The sequence below is a fragment of the Bradyrhizobium altum genome (assembly GCF_020889705.1).
In the GTDB taxonomy this organism is placed as follows: domain Bacteria; phylum Pseudomonadota; class Alphaproteobacteria; order Rhizobiales; family Xanthobacteraceae; genus Bradyrhizobium; species Bradyrhizobium altum.
The window spans coordinates 21,587-39,111 of the sequence record NZ_JACMYP010000051.1; the positions used below are offsets into that span (position 1 = coordinate 21,587).

Sequence of the window (17,525 nt, forward strand, 5' to 3'; positions counted from 1 at the left end):
CGGAGTTGCTGCAGCAGGGAATGTTCGCATAACTATCTGATATAATTTATCTTATACCGTAGAGACTGTGGTCTGGTCGTCGGTAGTGCAGCAAAATTGCTGCGCGCTCGTCGCAAAGAGATTGGTTATGTTGCATTGCAACATATTGCGGCATGGCGTGCGAAATGGGAGCGGCATTGCCTTTGCCGATTTGCTGGAAGAAATAGGCGATGCATCCGCGTGACCAGACCATCTTCGCATTGTCCTCCGGGCGGCCGCCGAGTGCGATTGCCATTGTCAGGCTGTCTGGCCCAATGGCCGAGTCGGTCATTGCAGGACTGGCGGGCAAGACCCCGGTGTCGCGAATGGCGACCCGCGCGTTGCTCCGCGATTCGAACCATCATCCGATCGATGATGCAGTCGTGTTGTGGTTCCCGGGACCGGCGAGTGCGACCGGCGAGGACGTGGCCGAATTTCATGTCCATGGCGGACGCGCGGTTTTGTCGGCGTTGTTTGATGCCATCGCGTCGTTCGAGAATGTGCGGCCAGCCGAGCCCGGAGAGTTCACCCGGCGCGCATTCGAGAACGGCAAGCTCGACCTGACCGAGGCCGAGGGCCTCGACGATCTGATCCATGCCGATACCGATCGCCAACGGCGCCAGGCGCTGCGCCAGTTGAATGGGTTGCTCGGCGATCGCGCGCGCGACTGGCGCGAGCGGATCATCGCGGCGTCGGCGCTGATCGAGGCCGGCATCGACTTCTCAGATGAAGGCGATGTGCCGGCAGAGCTGATCGCGCCGGCGCTCGAGAAAATCCGGGCGCTGCATGACGAGATCAAGCAGGTGCTGGCGGGGCAGGGCCAAAGCGAGCGGCTGCGCGACGGCCTGGTGGTCGCGATCGCAGGTCCGCCGAATGTCGGCAAATCGACCCTGATCAATCAGCTTGCCAAGCGCGAGGTCGCGATCGTCTCGCCGCATGCCGGCACGACCCGCGACGTGATCGAAGTACAGCTCGATCTCGACGGCTATCCCGTCACGGTCATCGACACCGCCGGGATCCGCGAGACCGACGACCCGGTGGAGCAGGAGGGTGTCCGCCGCGCCCGGGCCCGCGCCGCGGAAGCCGATCTCGTGCTGTGGCTGGCCGACAGCCGCGGCGCCAAGGTCGGGCATGGGGGAACGACGCCAACCTGGCTGGTGCGGAACAAGATCGACCTCGTCAGGGCCCCGTCGGGTGACGGGGGCAGTTACCCCGAGTTCCGGATCTCGGCGGCCCGCGGCGACGGCCTCTCCGAACTGATCGCCGCACTGGTCGGTTTCGCTCGCGACTATTTCGCGACCAGCGAGGGCGGTCTGATCAGCCGGACGCGGCAGCGCGGATTGCTTGAGGAGACCGTCGAATCTCTTCGGCGCAGCATCGATGTGGTCGGGCAGGGCGAGGAACTCGCTGCCGAGGAACTTCGCAGGGCCGCTTATTCGCTCGGACGTCTGCTCGGTCGGGTGGATGTTGAGGACATCCTGGACGTCATCTTCCGCGAGTTCTGCGTCGGGAAGTAGCGGGCGGCCGTCTGTTTCACGTGGAACATGGTTTCGATCTGGTTAAGGACACCTTCTCCCGTTTCACGTGAAACAATTGTCGCGGCACTGGACCTGTTTCACGTGAAACAGGTCCGCCCCTGTGTTGCGAACGAAGCGGCCGCCGAAGGCTAGGCGATGGCGGAAGCAATCCATATCTCGACCCGGGATTGGTTCTCGGACCCGCGACCCAACTTCGTTCTTCCGGCTTTCATCACTCCACGATAGAAGTCCCGCCATGACTATCAGGGCAGACTCATTTGACGTCATCGTCATCGGCGGCGGCCATGCCGGCTGCGAGGCCGCGAGTGCGGCTGCCCGAATGGGTGCGAAGACAGCCCTGGTGACCCATCGTTTCGCGACCATAGGCGCGATGTCCTGCAATCCTGCCATCGGCGGCCTCGGCAAAGGCCATCTGGTCCGCGAAGTCGACGCGCTGGACGGTTTGATGGGCCGGGTCGCCGATGCCGGCGGCATCCAGTTCCGCATGCTCAATCGCCGGAAGGGTCCGGCGGTCCGTGGGCCCCGGGCCCAGGCCGACCGCAAGCTCTATGCGGCCGCGATGCAGGCGGCGATCACCGAGACTGCGAACCTGACCGTCGTCGAAGGCGAGGCGGATGAGCTGATTGTCGTTGACGGGCGCGTGACCGGCATTCGCCTGGGTGACGGCCGTCAGCTTTCAGCGGGTGCCGTTGTCATTACGACCGGCACCTTCCTGCGCGGTCTGATTCATCTCGGCGAGAAGAACTGGCCGGCAGGCCGGGTCGGCGAGGCGCCGGCCATGGGTCTGTCTGCCTCGTTCGAACGGGCCGGTTTTGTGCTCGGCCGGCTCAAGACCGGGACGCCTCCGCGTCTCGACGGCACCACGATCGACTGGTCCGCGGTCGAAATGCAGCCTGGAGACGAGCCTCCGGAGCCGTTTTCGGTCATGACAGACCGGATTACGACCCCGCAGATTCAGTGCGGCATCACCCGCACCACGCCGGCGACCCATGAGGTGATCCGGGCCAATGTGCATCGCTCGCCGATGTATTCCGGCCAGATCAAGAGCTCCGGACCGCGCTATTGCCCCTCGATCGAGGACAAGATCGTCCGTTTTGGCGACCGTGACGGCCATCAGATCTTCCTGGAGCCGGAAGGACTCGACGACAGCACGGTCTATCCCAACGGCATCTCGACCTCGCTGCCGGAAGAGGTCCAGGTCGCGATCCTCGCCAGCATCCCCAGCCTCGAGCGGGTGAAGATGGTCCGGCCGGGCTATGCGATCGAGTACGACCACGTCGATCCCCGCGAGCTCGATCCGACCTTGCAGACCAAGCGTCTGCGCGGACTTTTCCTGGCTGGCCAGATCAATGGCACCACGGGATACGAAGAGGCGGCGGGGCAGGGCATCGTTGCCGGGCTCAATGCCGCGCTGGCCGCCAGCGGGACCGATCCGATCGTGTTCGACCGCGCCGACGGCTATCTCGGGGTGATGATCGACGATCTCGTCACCCGCGGGATCACCGAACCCTATCGCATGTTCACCTCGCGGGCCGAATACCGGCTGACGCTGCGGGCCGACAATGCCGATCAGCGGATGACCGACAAGGGTATCGCGCTTGGATGCGTCGGTACGGCTCGCGCGGAGCGCCATCGGGGCAAGATGGCGGCGCTGGACGCCGCCAAGCGGCTTGCGAAGTCGCTTGCGATCACGCCGAATGAGGCCGCCAAGCACGGGCTGGCGCTCAACCGCGACGGTCATCGTCGGTCTGCCTTTGAATTGCTGGCCTATCCGGAGATCGAGTGGCCTGCGGTCCAGGCGATCTGGCCCGAACTGTCGGCCATTGACCCTGCGATCGCGGTGCATCTCGAGATCGATGCCAAATACGATGTCTATCTGAAGCGCCAGACCGCCGATGTCGACGCCTTCCGGCGCGACGAGGGCCTCGTCCTGACCGATGTCGACTATGCCGATGTGCCGGGTCTCTCGAACGAAGCGCGCGCCAAGCTGCAGAAGGCGCAGCCGCGGACGGTCGGGCAGGCGGGCCGGACCGACGGCATGACGCCGGCGGCGCTGGGTATCCTGGCGGCCTATTTGCGGCGCGAGGCACGACGGAAATCGGCCAAGGCCACCGCCTGACGTTTCACGTGAAACACGAGTGCTGAGCGCCTATCTTTTGTGAAGGCGAATCAACCGACGCGCCGCTCGTCGGTCTCACACCGGCTTTCACTACGTCAGACAAATGGCCTGCACCAAGAATGGCTCCAGTCCCGCAATCCGCCGAACTCAGCGTCTCCGCCAAGGACAAGGCCGCAGCGCTCGGGCTCACGCCTGTTTCACGTGAAACAGAGGCGCGGCTCGATCGCTACATCGCCCTCCTGCTGGAGTGGCAGGCCAAGACCAATCTCGTCGCGCCCTCCACATTGGCGAATCTCTGGACGCGGCATGTCTCCGATTCGCTGCAGCTTCTGATCCTCGCACCTTCAGCAAAATCCTGGGTCGATCTCGGCAGCGGCGGGGGCTTTCCCGGCGTCGTGCTCGCCTGTGCGTTGGCTGAGAAACCCGGCGCACGGATCCATCTGGTTGAGCGAATCGCCAAGAAGGCCGCATTCTTGCGTGAGGCCATACGGGTCACGGCATCACCGGGAACGGTGCATCTGGCTGATATCGGGGATAGTGTGGATAGAATCGCAGGTCCCATCGATTGCGTCACCGCGCGGGCGCTGGCTCCGTTACATCAACTCATCGGCTTTGCGGAGCCGTGGGTCAAAAAGGGCGCGAAGGCGCTGTTTTTGAAGGGTCAAGATGTAGAGGCCGAATTGACCGAGGCCACTAAATATTGGATTATTGAGCCAAAGCTACACTCCAGCCGGACCGGCGGACAGGGCTGGATCGTCGAACTCGGGTCAATCGAGCGGCGCTAGGGGACTCCGCAAGAGCAAATGGTATTTTGGTATGACTGTGATGGACGAGGTTTATCAAGAGGATAAGGCGTCCCAGCCGCCTGGCCATCCGCGCATCCTGTCGCTCGCCAACCAGAAGGGCGGCGTCGGCAAGACCACCACAGCGATCAATCTTGGCACCGCACTCGCTGCGATTGGTGAGCGCGTGCTGATCGTCGATCTCGATCCGCAGGGCAACGCCTCGACCGGCCTCGGCATCGATCGCCGCAACCGCAGCTGCTCGACCTACGACGTCCTGATCGGCGAAGCGCCGCTGCGCGATGCCGTGGTTGCGACCGCGGTGCCGCGGCTGCACATCGCCGCCTCCACCATGGATCTCTCCGGCCTCGAGCTTGAGCTCGGCACCACGCCGGGCCGCGCCTTCCGGCTGCGCGATGCGATCGCCGGGCTGAACAACAACGTCTCGCCCGACTCCGATTACACCTATGTGCTGATCGACTGCCCGCCCTCGCTCAATCTGCTCACCGTCAATGCGATGGCCGCGTCGGACGCGATCCTGGTGCCGCTGCAATGCGAGTTCTTCGCGCTCGAAGGTCTGTCGCAATTGCTGCAGACCGTGGAGCAGGTGCGCTCGACGCTCAATCCGACCCTGTCGATCCACGGCATCGTGCTGACCATGTTCGACTCGCGCAACAACCTCTCCAACCAGGTGGTTGCCGACGTGCGCCAGTTCATGGGCAACAAGGTCTACGACACCATGATCCCGCGCAACGTGCGCATCTCGGAAGCGCCGTCCTACGGCAAGCCCGTGCTGGTCTACGATCTCAAATGCGCCGGCAGCGATGCGTATCTCAAGCTCGCCACCGAAGTGATCCAGCGCGAGCGCGAGCTGCGCGCGCATTGACGATGTGGTGGATGGGCGCCGTGAAGCGAACCCCATCATTGCACACAATGAGAGCGATGGGTTTCGCGGCGCGCGGCCCGTTCGACGATTCTGAAATTCAAGTCTGGAGTACTGCGTGTGAATCCAAGGGAGCTCGCAACAATGGCCGATGAAGCGCGTTCGCGACTGGGGCGCGGGCTGGCAAGCCTGATCGGAGATGTCGGCGGCGAGGCGGCCGCGCATGTCGAGCGGCCGCGCACGCAGCGCAAGGTGCCGATCGAATTCCTCAAGGCCAACCCGCGCAATCCGCGGCGCAGCTTCGCCGATGCCGAGCTCGGTGAGCTCGCCGATTCGATCAAGGCGCGCGGTGTGATCCAGCCGATCGTGGTGCGCGCGATCAAGGGCGTGCAGGATCGCTACGAGATCATCGCCGGCGAGCGCCGCTGGCGCGCCTCGCAACTCGCCGGCCTGCATGAAGTGCCGATCGTGCCGGTCGAGGTCAGCGATTCCGACGCGCTCGAGATCATGATCATCGAGAACGTCCAGCGCGAAGACCTCAACGCAATGGAAGAGGCGCTGGGCTATCACGCGCTCGCCGACGAGTTCAAACGCGGCCAGGAAGACATCGCCAAGATCGTCGGCAAGAGCCGCAGCCATGTCGCCAACATGATGCGGCTGACCAAGCTGCCTGCCGAAGTGCAGGCGCTGATCTCGAAGGGCGATCTGTCCGCCGGCCACGCCCGCGCGCTGATCGGCGTGCCCGATCCGCTCACCGCGGCGAAGCGCATCGTCGCCGAGGGCCTCAACGTCCGCCAGGCCGAGGCGCTGGCGCATGAGGAGGGCGTGCCGGAGCGCAAGCCGCAGAAGGCGCGCAGTGGCAGTGCGGCCAAGGTCGACAAGGACGCCGACACGCTAGCGCTGGAGAAGCGCGTCAGCGATGCGCTCGGCCTTGCCGTCACCGTGAGCCATCGCGATCCCGGCGGTACAGTCCAGATCAGCTACCGCAACCTCGAGCAGCTCGACGAGGTGGTGCGGCGGCTGGAAGGCGGTTAGCCCGGCGACTTCCGTCTCCGTCATTGCGAGGAGCGACAGCGACGAAGCAATCCATCGTTCCGCGCGTGCGGAGCAATGGATTGCTTCGCTTCGCTCGCAATGACGGTTGTTTCAACGTCTCGGTTACCCCCGCCGCTTCGCATTCGCCGCGATCGAGAGCAGCGCGCGCTGTGCGATGACGGCGGCGAGCGCAGCCTGCTTGCGCATGTCGAGCGCCGCGGTCGCGAGCTGATCGATCACGTTCACCAGCCGCGGCGGTGTGAAATTGCGCAGCGCGATCTCGACTGCCGGTTTGCGCGAGAAGTGCAGCCGCGGAAATCCGCCCTCGAGCACGGTTGACGCCGGCGTGCCGTCCGCGATCGCGAGCGCTGATTTATGCAGCCACGCCGCCTGGCGCTGCGCGGCCGAGATGATCACGCCGGGATAGGTGCCGGCGACCATTGCCTTGGTGAACTCGCTTTCCACCAGCGCGGCATTGCCGGCGAAGGCGCCGTCGACGATCGGATCGAGTTTCAGCTCCGAAGCGTCGGAGACCACGGTCATCACGTCGTCGAGCGTGATCTCTTCCTTGCCATGCGCGAACAGCGTGAGCTTGCGCAGCTCGTTGCGCGAGGCCATGCGGTCGCCGCCGAGCAGCGACATCAGCACCGCGCGCGCGTCCTGCGCAAGCCGCAGATTGGACACGCGCAGCTCGTCCTCGATCAGCTTCGTCAGATCGCGTTCGGTGTCGGGATAACAGCCGATCGCGACCGCAGTCTTGGCGCGCTCGCAGATCTTGCGCAGCGGCGATTCCGGCCTGAGCTCGCCGGCCTCGATCACGATGCGGCAATCCTTGAGTGCGGTGGTCTCGGTCAGGGTCTCGACGCCGCTTGCGAAATTGCGCGAGCCGGCGCGGACGCGGATGGCGCGGCGGCCGCCGAACAGCGGCACCGTCATGGCCTCGTCGACCAGCCGCGACGGTTCGGCGGCGAGCTCGTCGCCATCGAGCCGCACCAGCGAGAATGGATCATTGGGATCGTCGACCGCGGACGCCATCAGCGCGTCGGCGCGCTCGCGCACCAAGCCGAGGTCCGGGCCGTAAAGCAGGATGATCGGGCGACCGGCGTCAGGCCGGGCGAGGAAGCTGTCGATCTCTTTTCCGCGAAGCGCGACCAATGCGGCGATCAGGTCCCGGCTGAGAAGAACGATGCGAGGCGGGTCTGGATGTTGTCGGCGATCTCCTGCGCGGCGCGGTCCTCGGCGTCGCGGAGGGCGCGGGTACGGGCGAAGCGCTGATAGGAGCCCGGCATGTCGTAGGACACGCGCGAGAACGTGGTGCCGGTCATCACCGACTTGTTCGAGGCGATCTCGATCAGGTTGAACTGGGCATCGATGCCGTAGTTCTCGCTGGTCGGCAGCGCGGTGGTCGGATCGATCATCAGCGAGGAGCGGCTGGTATAGAAGCGCAGCACCAGCCGGTGCGTCGGCGGTGCGCCGGTGGCGGTGCCATAGAGCTTGAAGGCGAGGGCGTTGCGGACCTCGACGCCGACCCGGGCCTCGCGGGACGCGTTCGCCTTGTCGACCGGCGGAACCTCGACGCCCATCAGCTTCTCGCGCAAGGCGGACGACTGACCGTCGAGGGTGCGCTCGGCATACATCGGCTGGAAGCAACCAGCCGTCAGCGCGGCCAAGGCTGCCACGGCCACGAGCCGGGCGGCGATCCTGATCCTAGCCGACAACATTGACGATCCTCATGGGCACCACGATCACCTTGCGGACGGGTTTGCCGCCCAGTGCGGCTTTTACCGCATCGAGCGCCAAAACGGCAGCCTCTATATCCGCATTTTGCGCCGCCCGTGGCACAGTAACATCACCTCGCTTTTTACCGTTGACCTGGACGACGAGGGTTACGCTGTCTTCGACCAGCAAATCGCGTTCGATTTGCGGCCAATCGGCCTCGGAAACCAGCCCGGACTGGCCCAGAACCACCCAGCACTCCTCGGCCAAATGCGGCATCATCGGCGAGAACAGCTGCACCAGGATGGTCGCAGCCTCTTTCACCGCCCAGGCCACATCCGGCGCCGGCTTGTCGCCTTTCGCCAGCACCTCGGCCAGCGCATTGGCGAATTCGCGGATATGGGCGAGACACACGTTGAAATGCAGCCGCTCGATCCCGGACGACACCTTGTCGAGGGCGCTATGGGCCGCCTTGCGCAGCGCCTGCGCCTCGGGGCTGAACGCAGCCGGCCGGGCCGCCGGTGCCGCCTTGGCGATCTCGGCCGATTCGTTCACCAGTCGCCACAGCCGCTGCACGAAGCGGGCGGCGCCCTGCACCCGCTCGTCGCTCCAGATCACGTCGCGATCCGGCGGCGAGTCCGACAGCATGAACCAGCGCGCGACGTCGGCGCCGTAGCTCGCGATGATGTCGTCGGGGTCGACGGTGTTCTTCTTCGACTTCGACATCTTCTCGATCGGGCCGATCGTGATCTCCTCGCCGGTCGCGGTCAACACCGCGCGGCGGCCGTTGCCACCGGTCTCGATCGTTACCTCGGCCGGCGTGACATAGGAGCCGTCCGCCTTCCGATAGGTCTCATAGACGACCATGCCCTGGGTGTACTGGCCAGCAAACGGTTCATCGAAGGCGATGTGGCCGGTCGCTTTCATCGCCCGGGTAAAGAAGCGCGCATACAGCAGATGCAGGATCGCGTGCTCGACGCCGCCGATGTACCAATCGACCGGCATCAGCCGATCCACCACCGCACGCGTGGTCGGCGCGTTCTCATTCCAGGGATCGGTGAAGCGCGCGAAGTACCAGGACGAGTCCACGAAGGTGTCCATCGTGTCGGTCTCGCGCACGGCCTTGCCACCGCACTTCGGGCAAGTGACGTGCTTCCAGGTCGGGTGATGGTCGAGCGCGTTGCCCGGTCTGTCGAAGCTGACATCCTCCGGCAGCGTCACCGGCAACTGGTCGTCGGGCACCGGCACCACGTCGCATGTCGGACAATGGATGACGGGAATCGGGCAGCCCCAATAGCGCTGGCGCGAAATGCCCCAGTCGCGCAGGCGGAAATTCACCTGCCGCTCGCCGACCGGCGCATTGCCGCGCAGCTCGCTCTCCAGTCGCTTGGCAACCTCTTCCTTCGCCTGCTCGATGGTCATGCCGTCGAGGAAGCGGGAATTGATCATGCGGCCGTCACCGTCATAGGCGGTGTCGGTGATGAAAAACGTCTTCGGGTCCTGGCCCTCGGGGCAGACCACCGGCACGTTGCCGAGGCCGTATTTGTTGACGAAGTCCAGGTCGCGCTGGTCGTGCGCCGGGCAGCCGAAGATGGCGCCGGTGCCGTATTCCATCAGCACGAAGTTCGCGACATAGACCGGCAGCTTCCAGCTCGGATCGAACGGATGCACTGCCTTGATACCGGTGTCGAAGCCCTGCTTCTCGGCGGTGTCGATGATCGACTGCGCGGTGCCGATCTTCTTGATGTCGGCGATGAACTCCGCGAGCTTCGGATTCTTTGCCGCGGCCGCCTGCGCCAGCGGATGATCCGCCGAGATCGCCATGAATTTTGCGCCGAACAGCGTGTCCGGCCGCGTGGTGAAGATCTTCAACTCGCTCTCGCCGGCCGGCGTGGTCGCCGGATCCAGCGCGAAGCGGATCAACAGGCCCTCGGAGCGGCCGATCCAGTTGCGCTGCATCAGCCGCACCTTGTCGGGCCAGCGGTCGAGACCGTCCAGCGCTTCCAAGAGCTCCTGCGCGTACTTCGTGATCTTGAAGACCCACTGGCTCATCTCACGCTGCTCGACGACGGCGCCGGAACGCCAGCCACGGCCGTCGATCACCTGCTCGTTGGCGAGCACGGTCATGTCGACCGGGTCCCAGTTCAGCTTGCGCTTCTCGCGCTCGGCGAGGCCGGCGCGCAGCATGTCCAGAAACATCTTCTGCTGATGCTTGTAGTAGCTGGGGTCGCAGGTCGCGAACTCCCGGCTCCAGTCGAGCGACAGCCCGATCGACTTGAGCTGCTTCTTCATCGCGGCGATGTTGTCGTAGGTCCAGGCTTTCGGCGCCACCTTGCGCTCGATCGCGGCGTTCTCCGCCGGCAGGCCGAACGCGTCCCAACCCATCGGGTGCAGCACGTTGAAGCCCTTGGCGCGCATGAAGCGGGCCAGCACGTCGCCAAGCGTGTAGTTGCGGACATGGCCGATATGGATGCGTCCCGACGGATACGGGAACATCTCGAGCACGTAGTATTTCTGCCGCGGATCGTCGTTCTTGGAGGCGAAGATCGCCTTTTCGTCCCAGGTGGCTTGCCAGCGGGGTTCGGATTCACGGGCGTTGTAGCGTTCGGCGGTCATGAAATCGTAGGGATTCTGGGTGGCTTTGGGTGATTTTCGGGTCCCATCCGGGGACGGCGGACTAGGCCACAAAAGCGCCTGCGGGGTCAACGGCTTGGGGCCCGCCAAATGCTCATGGCCCGCCATCCGTGGTGGTGAGGTCCGTCCGAGAAGGTCGCCGCACGGGAGCTCGTCAGGAACCCGTCCGGTGTCATCACCCGGCTTGACCGGTGACCCGGCACGCCGCGGCCCATCGGGTCAATAATGGCGGCCTCTGGAATACTGGATCGCCCGGTCCCGTCTCCGCCAAGGCTTCGACAGGCCACGAATCCGGGCCCGCCGAAGCTTTAGCGAAGGCGGCAAGCCGGACGATGACAGCGTGATATGGGGCGCGATTTCACCTGGCGCCCGCCCATGACGTCCGAGTAAGGCCCTGCATATCTCAGGGTTTCGGTTGCATCCCCTGCAAGAAGCGAAGCGGGTTGAGCGGGCCAAGGGGGATCAGTTCGAAGCTCATCATATGTGCTTTACCCAACGGCAGCTTCTCGAGCATTTCGTGGGCGGCAGCTGGCTCGGTGACGTTGATGATGAACGCAACGCCCCGCTTTCCTCCCGGCAGCGAGTACCATTGCTCGATCTTGCCATCGAGGTAGAGGTCGACAGTTTCGCGAACTTCCTCCGGCAGGACAGCGAACACCTGCGATTGTTCAAAGCCGGGATTGATGGTCCCAATGGCGAGAATTTTGGTTGTCGGCGTTGTCTTCATAGCGGCTCCTTGTGCGTTTGCGGAATTGAAGCCGACAAGGCAGCCCACAAGTGCCAATGCGGCGGCAGATACGAATTTCATGTTATCTCCCCTCTGTTGTGTCACTCAGGCGATCGGTGAACCCGTTGGGAGAGCATAGGCGAACGAGTGCCGGCTCAATCGATTTGCCGTGAGCACAACAGACAGGCGCGTCGAACTCCAGCTCAACGCGTAGCCGCTGGCGGCTCATCGGAATGCGGCGCGAACCTCATCGATGGCCAGCGTTGGGTTCTGCAAATGGGGGAAATGGCCCATGCCGGGAAGAAGGGTCAGCTCAGCATGCAGCCTTGCGGCGAACTCCACTCCCATCGCCTTGTTGATGTAGAGATCTTCCTCGCCCCAAACCACCTTCATGGGTGTCTTGAGCCGCGCCAGTTGCAATTCGAAGTGATCCTGGTCTCGCGTAAAGTGCGAGTAATAGTGGGAGAACGCGTCCGCGGTAGTCATCGCTCCATAGGTCCATGCCCGGGACATGTCATCCTTGAATTCACGCGCGACTTCAAAATGCCCTTCCTTGGGCAAACCTCGCGTGAAGGTGTTCTCCAGGATCTCGTCGCGATTGCTGTTCAGGGCGGCGCGGACCTGGTCCATCGCAGGCCCCGCCTTCAGGGCTTGCAGGCTCGCATACATGAACTGGGGCCTGTTGAACGGGGCGAAATCGCCCACGATGATCGTCCTTGCGATATCGGGTTTTTCAACGGCCAGCAGAAGCGTCGGCAACGCTCCGATATCGGTTGCGTAGATCGTGAGCTTCGATGTGTCGATGCCCGCCTTCCCGATGTATCGATCCAGAATGCGCGCATAGTCCTTTGGCGCGTAGGAAAACCTGTCGGCCGTTGGCCTCGATGACAGGCCGTAACCTGGCCAGTCGAAAGCGTGGACCTCGTAGTCATCAGCCAGCGCCTCGGCGATACCCTTCCAGGCATACAGCGTTTCCGGAAACCCATGCAGGAAGAGAACGGTCCCCTTCGGGTTCGCGTTGCGCAGAACCATGCGCCTGAGCGTGATATCCCCGTCGATCTCGAAGAAGTCGATCGCGTCGTCGTTCACTGGCTGTGACATGATGCACATATCCTTCGCTGCCTGGCGGTGATGGATAAGCCCTTCCGAAATTGATCGTTATCTGGCAATATCGAGATACATTCTTCCAAAAAATGGAAGTAACAAATGGATCGCTTCGAAGGAATGTCGATCGTATTGGCAGTGGCCGAAGCCGGAAGCCTGACTGCTGCGGCCCGTCGCCAGAAGATGCCGCTGGCGACCGTGAGCCGCAAGGTATCGGAGCTGGAAGCGCATCTTCGCACAAAGCTGTTCAATCGGTCGACGCGCGCATTCGTCCCGACAGATGCAGGGCTCTCCTACATTGCCGCAGCAAAGCGAATCCTTGCCGATGTCGCGGAAGCGGAGCGCGCTGTTTCCGGCGAGTACAAAACACCGCGAGGAGAGCTGAGCGTTTCGACGCTCGTCGCGCTCGGGCGCTCATGTCTGCAGCCGATTCTGTCAGAGTTCCTGAGGACGTTCCCCGAAGTGGACGTTCATCTCAATCTGCAAGACCGGACGGTCAATCTCTTGGAAGAGCACATTGACGTTGCGCTTCGCGTTGGCGAGCTGGCCGACAGCAGCCTGATCGCGGTCCGCGTGGGGGAAATCCACCGCGTGATTTGTGCCAGCGCCGAATATTTGGAATCTCGCGGGCGCCCAAATCGCCTGGCGACCTCCAGGCGCACGACTGCATCAGCTATCCGCCGATGCAGTCGCCATCCATATGGAGATTCAAACGAGACCGGACCGACTATGTGGTTGCCGTTCGGTCGCGCTTCGTTGCGAGCAATCTCGAGTCGGCGTGCGATGCTGCGCGCGGAGGCCTCGGAATCACCGAGGCGTTCTCTTATCTCCTCGCCGACTCGATAAGTTCGAGGCAGCTGATTCCGCTTCTGCAGGATTTCCAGCCACCGCCGCAACCCGTCAACTTCGTGTACTCGCCAAATCGCTTCATGCCGGCCAAATTGAGCGCGTTTCTCGACTTCGCGGTGCCACGTCTCAGGGAGCGCCTCGCCGCACCAAATGGCATGACGCCGAAAAGCGGCCCCCGTAACCGCGCTTCTCGTGGATAGAATTGCTCACGTCCACTTCGGGTCGAAAGCCGTCGTGCCAAGCAACGATCGCTTTCTGCACGCCAATAGCTCAGCTCGCCAGCGCCATCCCGGCTTCATCCAGCGTCTGCAGGAACCCATGCTCGATCACGGCATTCCGGCCGCGCCGTTTGGCGGCGTAAAGGGCGGCATCCGCGGCTTCGATCAGATCGCCGGGGCGCTGGGTCTCGTTCGGTTTTGTCGTGGCGACGCCGACGCTGACGGTGACGACGCAATGGCTCGAGGGGGCGTGCGGCACGGCGAGGCCGAGGATTGCGGTGCGCACGGTTTCGCCGATCGCGAGTGCGTGCGCGGCGTCGGTGTTCGGCAGCAACAAACAGAATTCCTCGCCGCCATAGCGGCCGGCGAAGCCCATCGTGTCGGCGGCGATTCCGGCCAGCGTTTCGCCAATTCGCGTGAGGCAGACGTCGCCCTCGGGATGGCCGTAGGTGTCGTTGTAGAGCTTGAAGTGATCGACATCGATCATCATCAGCGACAGCTCGCACTCATATTGCTGCGCTCGCATCCACTCGAAATCGAGCCGGCTCTGGAAGCCGCGGCGGTTGGCAAGGCCCGACAGCGCGTCGATCGAGGCCATCACGGTGAGACGGTCGTTGGAGGCGACGAGCTCGCGTTCGCGCTGGCTGAGCTGCGCCGCCATCGCGTTGAAGGCGCGCGCCAGCGGCACGAACTCCGACGGCAGCTTGTGCTTGGCGACGCGCGCCGACCAGTCGCCCTCGCCGAAGCGTCGCGCCATGCTGGTCATTAGCTCGATCGGATGGATCACGAGCCGCTCCGCGCCGACCAGGGCGCCGAGCAGCACAAACAGGCAAACGAAGCCGAGCTGCAGATAGGCGGTGCGAATCTCGCGGCTGATCGCCGCCGTCACCTTGGCCTCATCCATGCTCACGATCAGGCGGGATTGCGTTCCGGCGATGCGGGCGAAGCTCAGCGTGCGCTGCGCGCCGTCGGCCGCCGTGAACGACACCGAGCCGGACGGTTCGTCGTAGCTCAGCGCCTTCTCCGCAATCGCCGACATCAAGGGGATGGTGTCGAGCGAGCGGCCGATCAGGCTCGCATGATCCGCGGGGGCTGCGACCACGACGCCGGTCGAGTCGACCAGAACGGCCGACATGCCGGGCTGGCCGCCGAGATTGGCCATGATCTGCGACAGCCAGTCGATGTTGATGCCGGCGACGACGATGGAGTCGAGCTCCGGATTGATCGCGGCCACCGGGTAGGCGGCCATCATCATCGGGCGGCCATTGGTCCTGCCGCGCAGATAGTCACTGAACACGAAGCCGCGGTTGTCCTGCGCCTTCTTGAAATATTCGCGGTCGCCGAGATTGAGCCCGACCTGGCTGTTGAGCGTCGAACACTGCACCAGCCCGTCCCTGGAGACGAACATGATGCTGCGGATCCACGGCAGCACCGTCGGCAGGCTGGCGCGCAGCACCTCGCAGCTCTGCCCGATGCCGCCGGAGGCGCGGATATAGGCGGCCGATTTCAGCATGGTCTCGACCGAGGAGACCACCTCGCGCTGGGTTTCGGCGGCGTGCGCGGTGAGGTTGGCATAACCTGCCGCGGCCTGCGCGATCTGCGTTGAGCGGAAATTTTCCAGCGTGCGGACGCGATCGAGCATCAAGGGCGCGACCAGCATCACCGCAAGCAAAGCGAGCCGGGCACGAATGCCCAGAACCTTCTTGAGTCTGACCCGGTTGCGGTTGAAAGTGACGCCCGACATTCTGGTCCCTTGCCCGGGCGCAAGGTAGAGTGAAGGGCTTCAAAAAGCCTTTCCCGAATTTGGTAAAATTCGAGCCAACCCCCCCGCGCCTGTCAGAGAACGGCACAAGCATGATACAAACCCCGACCGCGCCGTTATCGGCTGATTCACCACACGGCCTCGCCGCCGTGGAGCAGGAGATCGCGCACGCCTGCAAGGAAGCGCGGCGCGACCGCGCCTCAGTGACCTTGATCGCGGTCTCGAAGACATTCGCGGCCGACGCAATTTTGCCGATTATCGGCGCCAGACAGCGCGTATTTGGCGAAAACCGCGTGCAGGAGGCCAAGGGCAAGTGGCCGGAATTGATCCAGGCTCATCCGGGACTGCAGCTGCATCTGATCGGGCCGTTGCAATCGAACAAAGCCAAGGAAGCGGTCGCGCTGTTCGATGCGATCCATTCGGTCGACCGCGTCAGCATTTGCGAAGCGTTAGCCAAGGAAATCAAAAATCAGGGGAAGCATCCGGAGCTGTTCGTCCAGATCAACACCGGCGAGGAGCCGCAGAAGGCCGGCGTCGCGCCGCAGGACGCGGATGCCTTCATCGCGGCATGCCGCGACAAATATGGCCTGCAGATTTCAGGGCTGATGTGCATCCCACCGGTCGACCAGGCCCCGGCGCCGCATTTCGCGCTGTGCGCCAAGATCGCCGCGCGCAATGGGCTGAAGAATCTGTCGATGGGCATGAGCGCGGATTTCGCGGTGGCGATCCAGATGGGCGCCACCCACGTGCGGGTGGGCTCGGCGATTTTTGGGACGCGGACGGTGGCGCATCCCTAACTGTCGTCCTGGCGAAGGCCAGGACCCATACGCCGCGGCCATCGCAAAGGGCACGCGGTTCGATCCGCGCACAACAACTGACTTCGGTGGTTATGGGTCCCTGCTTTCGCGGGGACGACAGCTGTGTGTGTGCCGTGAGCGCGCCGGCTAAGCAAACTTCACCGACACGTTTCCGATCGCGCCGAAGTCCGCCGCGAACACATCGCCGGCCTGAATCGGCAGCGGCGGATGGCAGGTGCCGGTGGTGACGACTTCCCCTGCCCGCAAGGTCAGCCCGAGCGCACGCAGCTCGTTGGCGCACCAGGCGAGTGCCACACGGGGATCGCCGAGCACGTTCTTGCCGTGGCCGGTGTAGCGCTCGCCGCGCAGCGTGATGGTCGGGCGTTGCTCGACCAGATCGATCGCGCGCCAGTCGGCCGACGTTGCAGGTCCGAGCACGAACAGATGTGCGCAGGCATTGTCGGCGATCAGCTGCGCCTCGCCGGCCGATGCGAAATCGGCGAAGCGCGAATCCGGAATCTCGATCGCGGGATGCAGCGTGCCGACTGCGTCAAGGACCTCCTGCGCACTGTAGGGCGTGGTGCGCGGCGCGAGATCGCGCGCCATGCGGAAGGCGTATTCCGGCTCGCCGACGCGCATCGCGTTGGCCTTCATCGATGCGGTGCCGCCATCAGCGATCAATGTTTCGGCGAGGATGCGCCCGGCCAGCGGCCCTGCGACATTGATATGCTTCTGGCCGGCCTCGCTGGTCGCCGCGATCTTCCAGCCGAACAGTTTTTCGCGCGATGTCTTTTCCAGCTGAGCCTGCACCGCGTAACCCTCGGCGCGGTCGCGCGGCCGCATGGCGCTGTCGAGCGCGGCGAGTTTTGTTCCGGCGTGCCAGTGATCGTGCAGGACCTTGGCGGCGGCGGCGATCTGGTTGTTGTCGAGCATGCGTTTTCGTCCCTGCGGGAATTTTCTGTGTTGCGCGCGATCTCAGCACAAGCGCGTCGCGTTTGTCGCGCGGGAAAACCGATGCTCAGCTATCTACCCGATGATGATCCTGGTCTGCGGCGACATCCGTCGCAACAGTCGCAGCATCGACGCCTTGGTCATCGAGACGCAGCCCGCGGTCGGCGCGAAGTTCGGCCGCGCCAGATGCAGGAACACGGCGCTGCCGCGGCCCGCGACGCGCGGTGCGGCGTTGTGGTCGATCTCGACGATGAAGTCGTAGAGGTGATCCTCGCGCGTCAGGCGGTCGCCGCCTTGCGCCCGGTCGAGCCGGATCGGCTGGTTGTAATGGCGGTCGGCGGGATCCTCGCACCAGGCATCCTCGCGGCGGATCGGCCGCGCCGGCAGGAAGG

The 17,525-nt window shown here is 64.0% G+C and carries 15 protein-coding genes and 1 pseudogene; 7 read left to right on the forward strand and 9 right to left on the reverse strand.

What is annotated here, in order from left to right; translation table 11 throughout:
- Nucleotides 1-46 precede the first annotated feature (46 nt).
- Nucleotides 47-274, reverse strand: a complete 228-nt coding sequence (locus H8B02_RS15610) for a hypothetical protein (RefSeq protein ID WP_229167058.1) — start codon at nt 272-274, stop codon at nt 47-49.
- Between H8B02_RS15610 and mnmE the strand changes: the two genes are divergently transcribed.
- The 5 genes from mnmE to H8B02_RS15635 all read left to right on the forward strand — a co-directional run bounded on the left by mnmE (nt 210) and on the right by H8B02_RS15635 (nt 6,375).
- A complete protein-coding gene (mnmE, locus tag H8B02_RS15615) occupies nt 210-1,535 on the forward strand; it encodes a tRNA uridine-5-carboxymethylaminomethyl(34) synthesis GTPase MnmE (protein WP_229167045.1) in 1,326 nt (441 codons plus the stop codon). The genes H8B02_RS15610 and mnmE overlap by 65 nt on opposite strands.
- A gap of 256 nt (nt 1,536-1,791) precedes the next feature.
- Nucleotides 1,792-3,675, forward strand: coding sequence for a tRNA uridine-5-carboxymethylaminomethyl(34) synthesis enzyme MnmG (mnmG, locus tag H8B02_RS15620; RefSeq protein ID WP_229167046.1), 1,884 nt, complete (start codon nt 1,792-1,794; stop codon nt 3,673-3,675).
- A gap of 119 nt (nt 3,676-3,794) precedes the next feature.
- Nucleotides 3,795-4,460: a 16S rRNA (guanine(527)-N(7))-methyltransferase RsmG gene (gene rsmG / locus H8B02_RS15625; protein ID WP_229167047.1), complete on the forward strand. Its 666-nt coding sequence runs from the start codon at nt 3,795-3,797 to the stop codon at nt 4,458-4,460.
- A 31-nt stretch (nt 4,461-4,491) separates the two neighbouring features.
- Nucleotides 4,492-5,343, forward strand: coding sequence for a ParA family protein (locus H8B02_RS15630; RefSeq protein ID WP_207834163.1), 852 nt, complete (start codon nt 4,492-4,494; stop codon nt 5,341-5,343).
- Nucleotides 5,344-5,484: 141 nt separating this feature from the next.
- Nucleotides 5,485-6,375 carry a ParB/RepB/Spo0J family partition protein gene (locus tag H8B02_RS15635; RefSeq protein WP_229167048.1) on the forward strand — a complete coding sequence of 297 codons (891 nt, stop codon included), beginning with the start codon at nt 5,485-5,487 and terminating at the stop codon, nt 6,373-6,375.
- A 123-nt stretch (nt 6,376-6,498) separates the two neighbouring features.
- Here H8B02_RS15635 and holA read toward each other — a convergent pair whose 3' ends face one another.
- The 5 genes from holA to H8B02_RS15660 all read right to left on the reverse strand — a co-directional run bounded on the left by holA (nt 6,499) and on the right by H8B02_RS15660 (nt 12,553).
- Nucleotides 6,499-7,530 (reverse strand): DNA polymerase III subunit delta, encoded by a 1,032-nt coding sequence (gene holA, locus H8B02_RS15640; protein ID WP_229167049.1) that lies wholly within the window; start codon nt 7,528-7,530, stop codon nt 6,499-6,501.
- Nucleotides 7,531-7,538: 8 nt separating this feature from the next.
- Nucleotides 7,539-8,096 (reverse strand): LPS assembly lipoprotein LptE, encoded by a 558-nt coding sequence (gene lptE, locus H8B02_RS15645; protein WP_097676204.1) that lies wholly within the window; start codon nt 8,094-8,096, stop codon nt 7,539-7,541.
- Nucleotides 8,083-10,707, reverse strand: coding sequence for a leucine--tRNA ligase (gene leuS / locus H8B02_RS15650; RefSeq protein WP_229167050.1), 2,625 nt, complete (start codon nt 10,705-10,707; stop codon nt 8,083-8,085). Before leuS ends, lptE begins: the two co-directional genes overlap by 14 nt.
- A gap of 421 nt (nt 10,708-11,128) precedes the next feature.
- Nucleotides 11,129-11,533 (reverse strand): hypothetical protein, encoded by a 405-nt coding sequence (locus H8B02_RS15655; RefSeq protein WP_229167051.1) that lies wholly within the window; start codon nt 11,531-11,533, stop codon nt 11,129-11,131.
- Nucleotides 11,534-11,677: 144 nt separating this feature from the next.
- Entirely contained in the window at nt 11,678-12,553 is an 876-nt protein-coding gene (locus tag H8B02_RS15660) for an alpha/beta fold hydrolase (protein WP_229167052.1), read from the reverse strand.
- 123 nt (nt 12,554-12,676) lie between these two features.
- Here H8B02_RS15660 and H8B02_RS15665 point away from each other — a divergent pair.
- Nucleotides 12,677-13,605: pseudogene (locus H8B02_RS15665) on the forward strand (LysR family transcriptional regulator).
- A gap of 70 nt (nt 13,606-13,675) precedes the next feature.
- On the opposite strand, the gene H8B02_RS15670 reads toward H8B02_RS15665, so the two are convergent.
- Nucleotides 13,676-15,367 (reverse strand): sensor domain-containing diguanylate cyclase, encoded by a 1,692-nt coding sequence (locus H8B02_RS15670; RefSeq protein WP_229167053.1) that lies wholly within the window; start codon nt 15,365-15,367, stop codon nt 13,676-13,678.
- Between the two features lie 110 nt (nt 15,368-15,477).
- Here H8B02_RS15670 and H8B02_RS15675 point away from each other — a divergent pair, with 110 nt between their 5' ends.
- The gene (locus tag H8B02_RS15675) at nt 15,478-16,182 is read left to right on the forward strand and encodes a YggS family pyridoxal phosphate-dependent enzyme (RefSeq protein ID WP_229167054.1); all 705 of its coding nucleotides are present in this window, start codon (nt 15,478-15,480) and stop codon (nt 16,180-16,182) included.
- Between the two features lie 147 nt (nt 16,183-16,329).
- On the opposite strand, the gene H8B02_RS15680 is transcribed toward H8B02_RS15675, so the two are convergent.
- Both H8B02_RS15680 and H8B02_RS15685 read right to left on the reverse strand, forming a co-directional pair.
- Nucleotides 16,330-17,115 (reverse strand): 2-keto-4-pentenoate hydratase, encoded by a 786-nt coding sequence (locus H8B02_RS15680; RefSeq protein ID WP_229167055.1) that lies wholly within the window; start codon nt 17,113-17,115, stop codon nt 16,330-16,332.
- Nucleotides 17,116-17,208: 93 nt separating this feature from the next.
- Nucleotides 17,209-17,525, reverse strand: a 317-nt coding sequence (locus tag H8B02_RS15685) for a L,D-transpeptidase family protein (RefSeq protein WP_229167056.1), incomplete at its 5' end; no start/stop codon positions are given.

Coding starts and splice junctions, on each gene's coding strand:
- mnmE (WP_229167045.1), top strand. CDS start 210: ATGCATCCGCGTGACCAGACCATCTTCGCATTGTCCTCCGGGCGGCCG.
- H8B02_RS15610 (WP_229167058.1), bottom strand. CDS start 274: ATGGCAATCGCACTCGGCGGCCGCCCGGAGGACAATGCGAAGATGGTC.
- mnmG (WP_229167046.1), top strand. CDS start 1,792: ATGACTATCAGGGCAGACTCATTTGACGTCATCGTCATCGGCGGCGGC.
- rsmG (WP_229167047.1), top strand. CDS start 3,795: ATGGCTCCAGTCCCGCAATCCGCCGAACTCAGCGTCTCCGCCAAGGAC.
- H8B02_RS15630 (WP_207834163.1), top strand. CDS start 4,492: ATGACTGTGATGGACGAGGTTTATCAAGAGGATAAGGCGTCCCAGCCG.
- H8B02_RS15635 (WP_229167048.1), top strand. CDS start 5,485: ATGGCCGATGAAGCGCGTTCGCGACTGGGGCGCGGGCTGGCAAGCCTG.
- lptE (WP_097676204.1), bottom strand. CDS start 8,096: ATGTTGTCGGCTAGGATCAGGATCGCCGCCCGGCTCGTGGCCGTGGCA.
- leuS (WP_229167050.1), bottom strand. CDS start 10,707: ATGACCGCCGAACGCTACAACGCCCGTGAATCCGAACCCCGCTGGCAA.
- H8B02_RS15655 (WP_229167051.1), bottom strand. CDS start 11,533: ATGAAATTCGTATCTGCCGCCGCATTGGCACTTGTGGGCTGCCTTGTC.
- H8B02_RS15660 (WP_229167052.1), bottom strand. CDS start 12,553: ATGTCACAGCCAGTGAACGACGACGCGATCGACTTCTTCGAGATCGAC.
- H8B02_RS15670 (WP_229167053.1), bottom strand. CDS start 15,367: ATGTCGGGCGTCACTTTCAACCGCAACCGGGTCAGACTCAAGAAGGTT.
- H8B02_RS15675 (WP_229167054.1), top strand. CDS start 15,478: ATGATACAAACCCCGACCGCGCCGTTATCGGCTGATTCACCACACGGC.
- H8B02_RS15680 (WP_229167055.1), bottom strand. CDS start 17,115: ATGCTCGACAACAACCAGATCGCCGCCGCCGCCAAGGTCCTGCACGAT.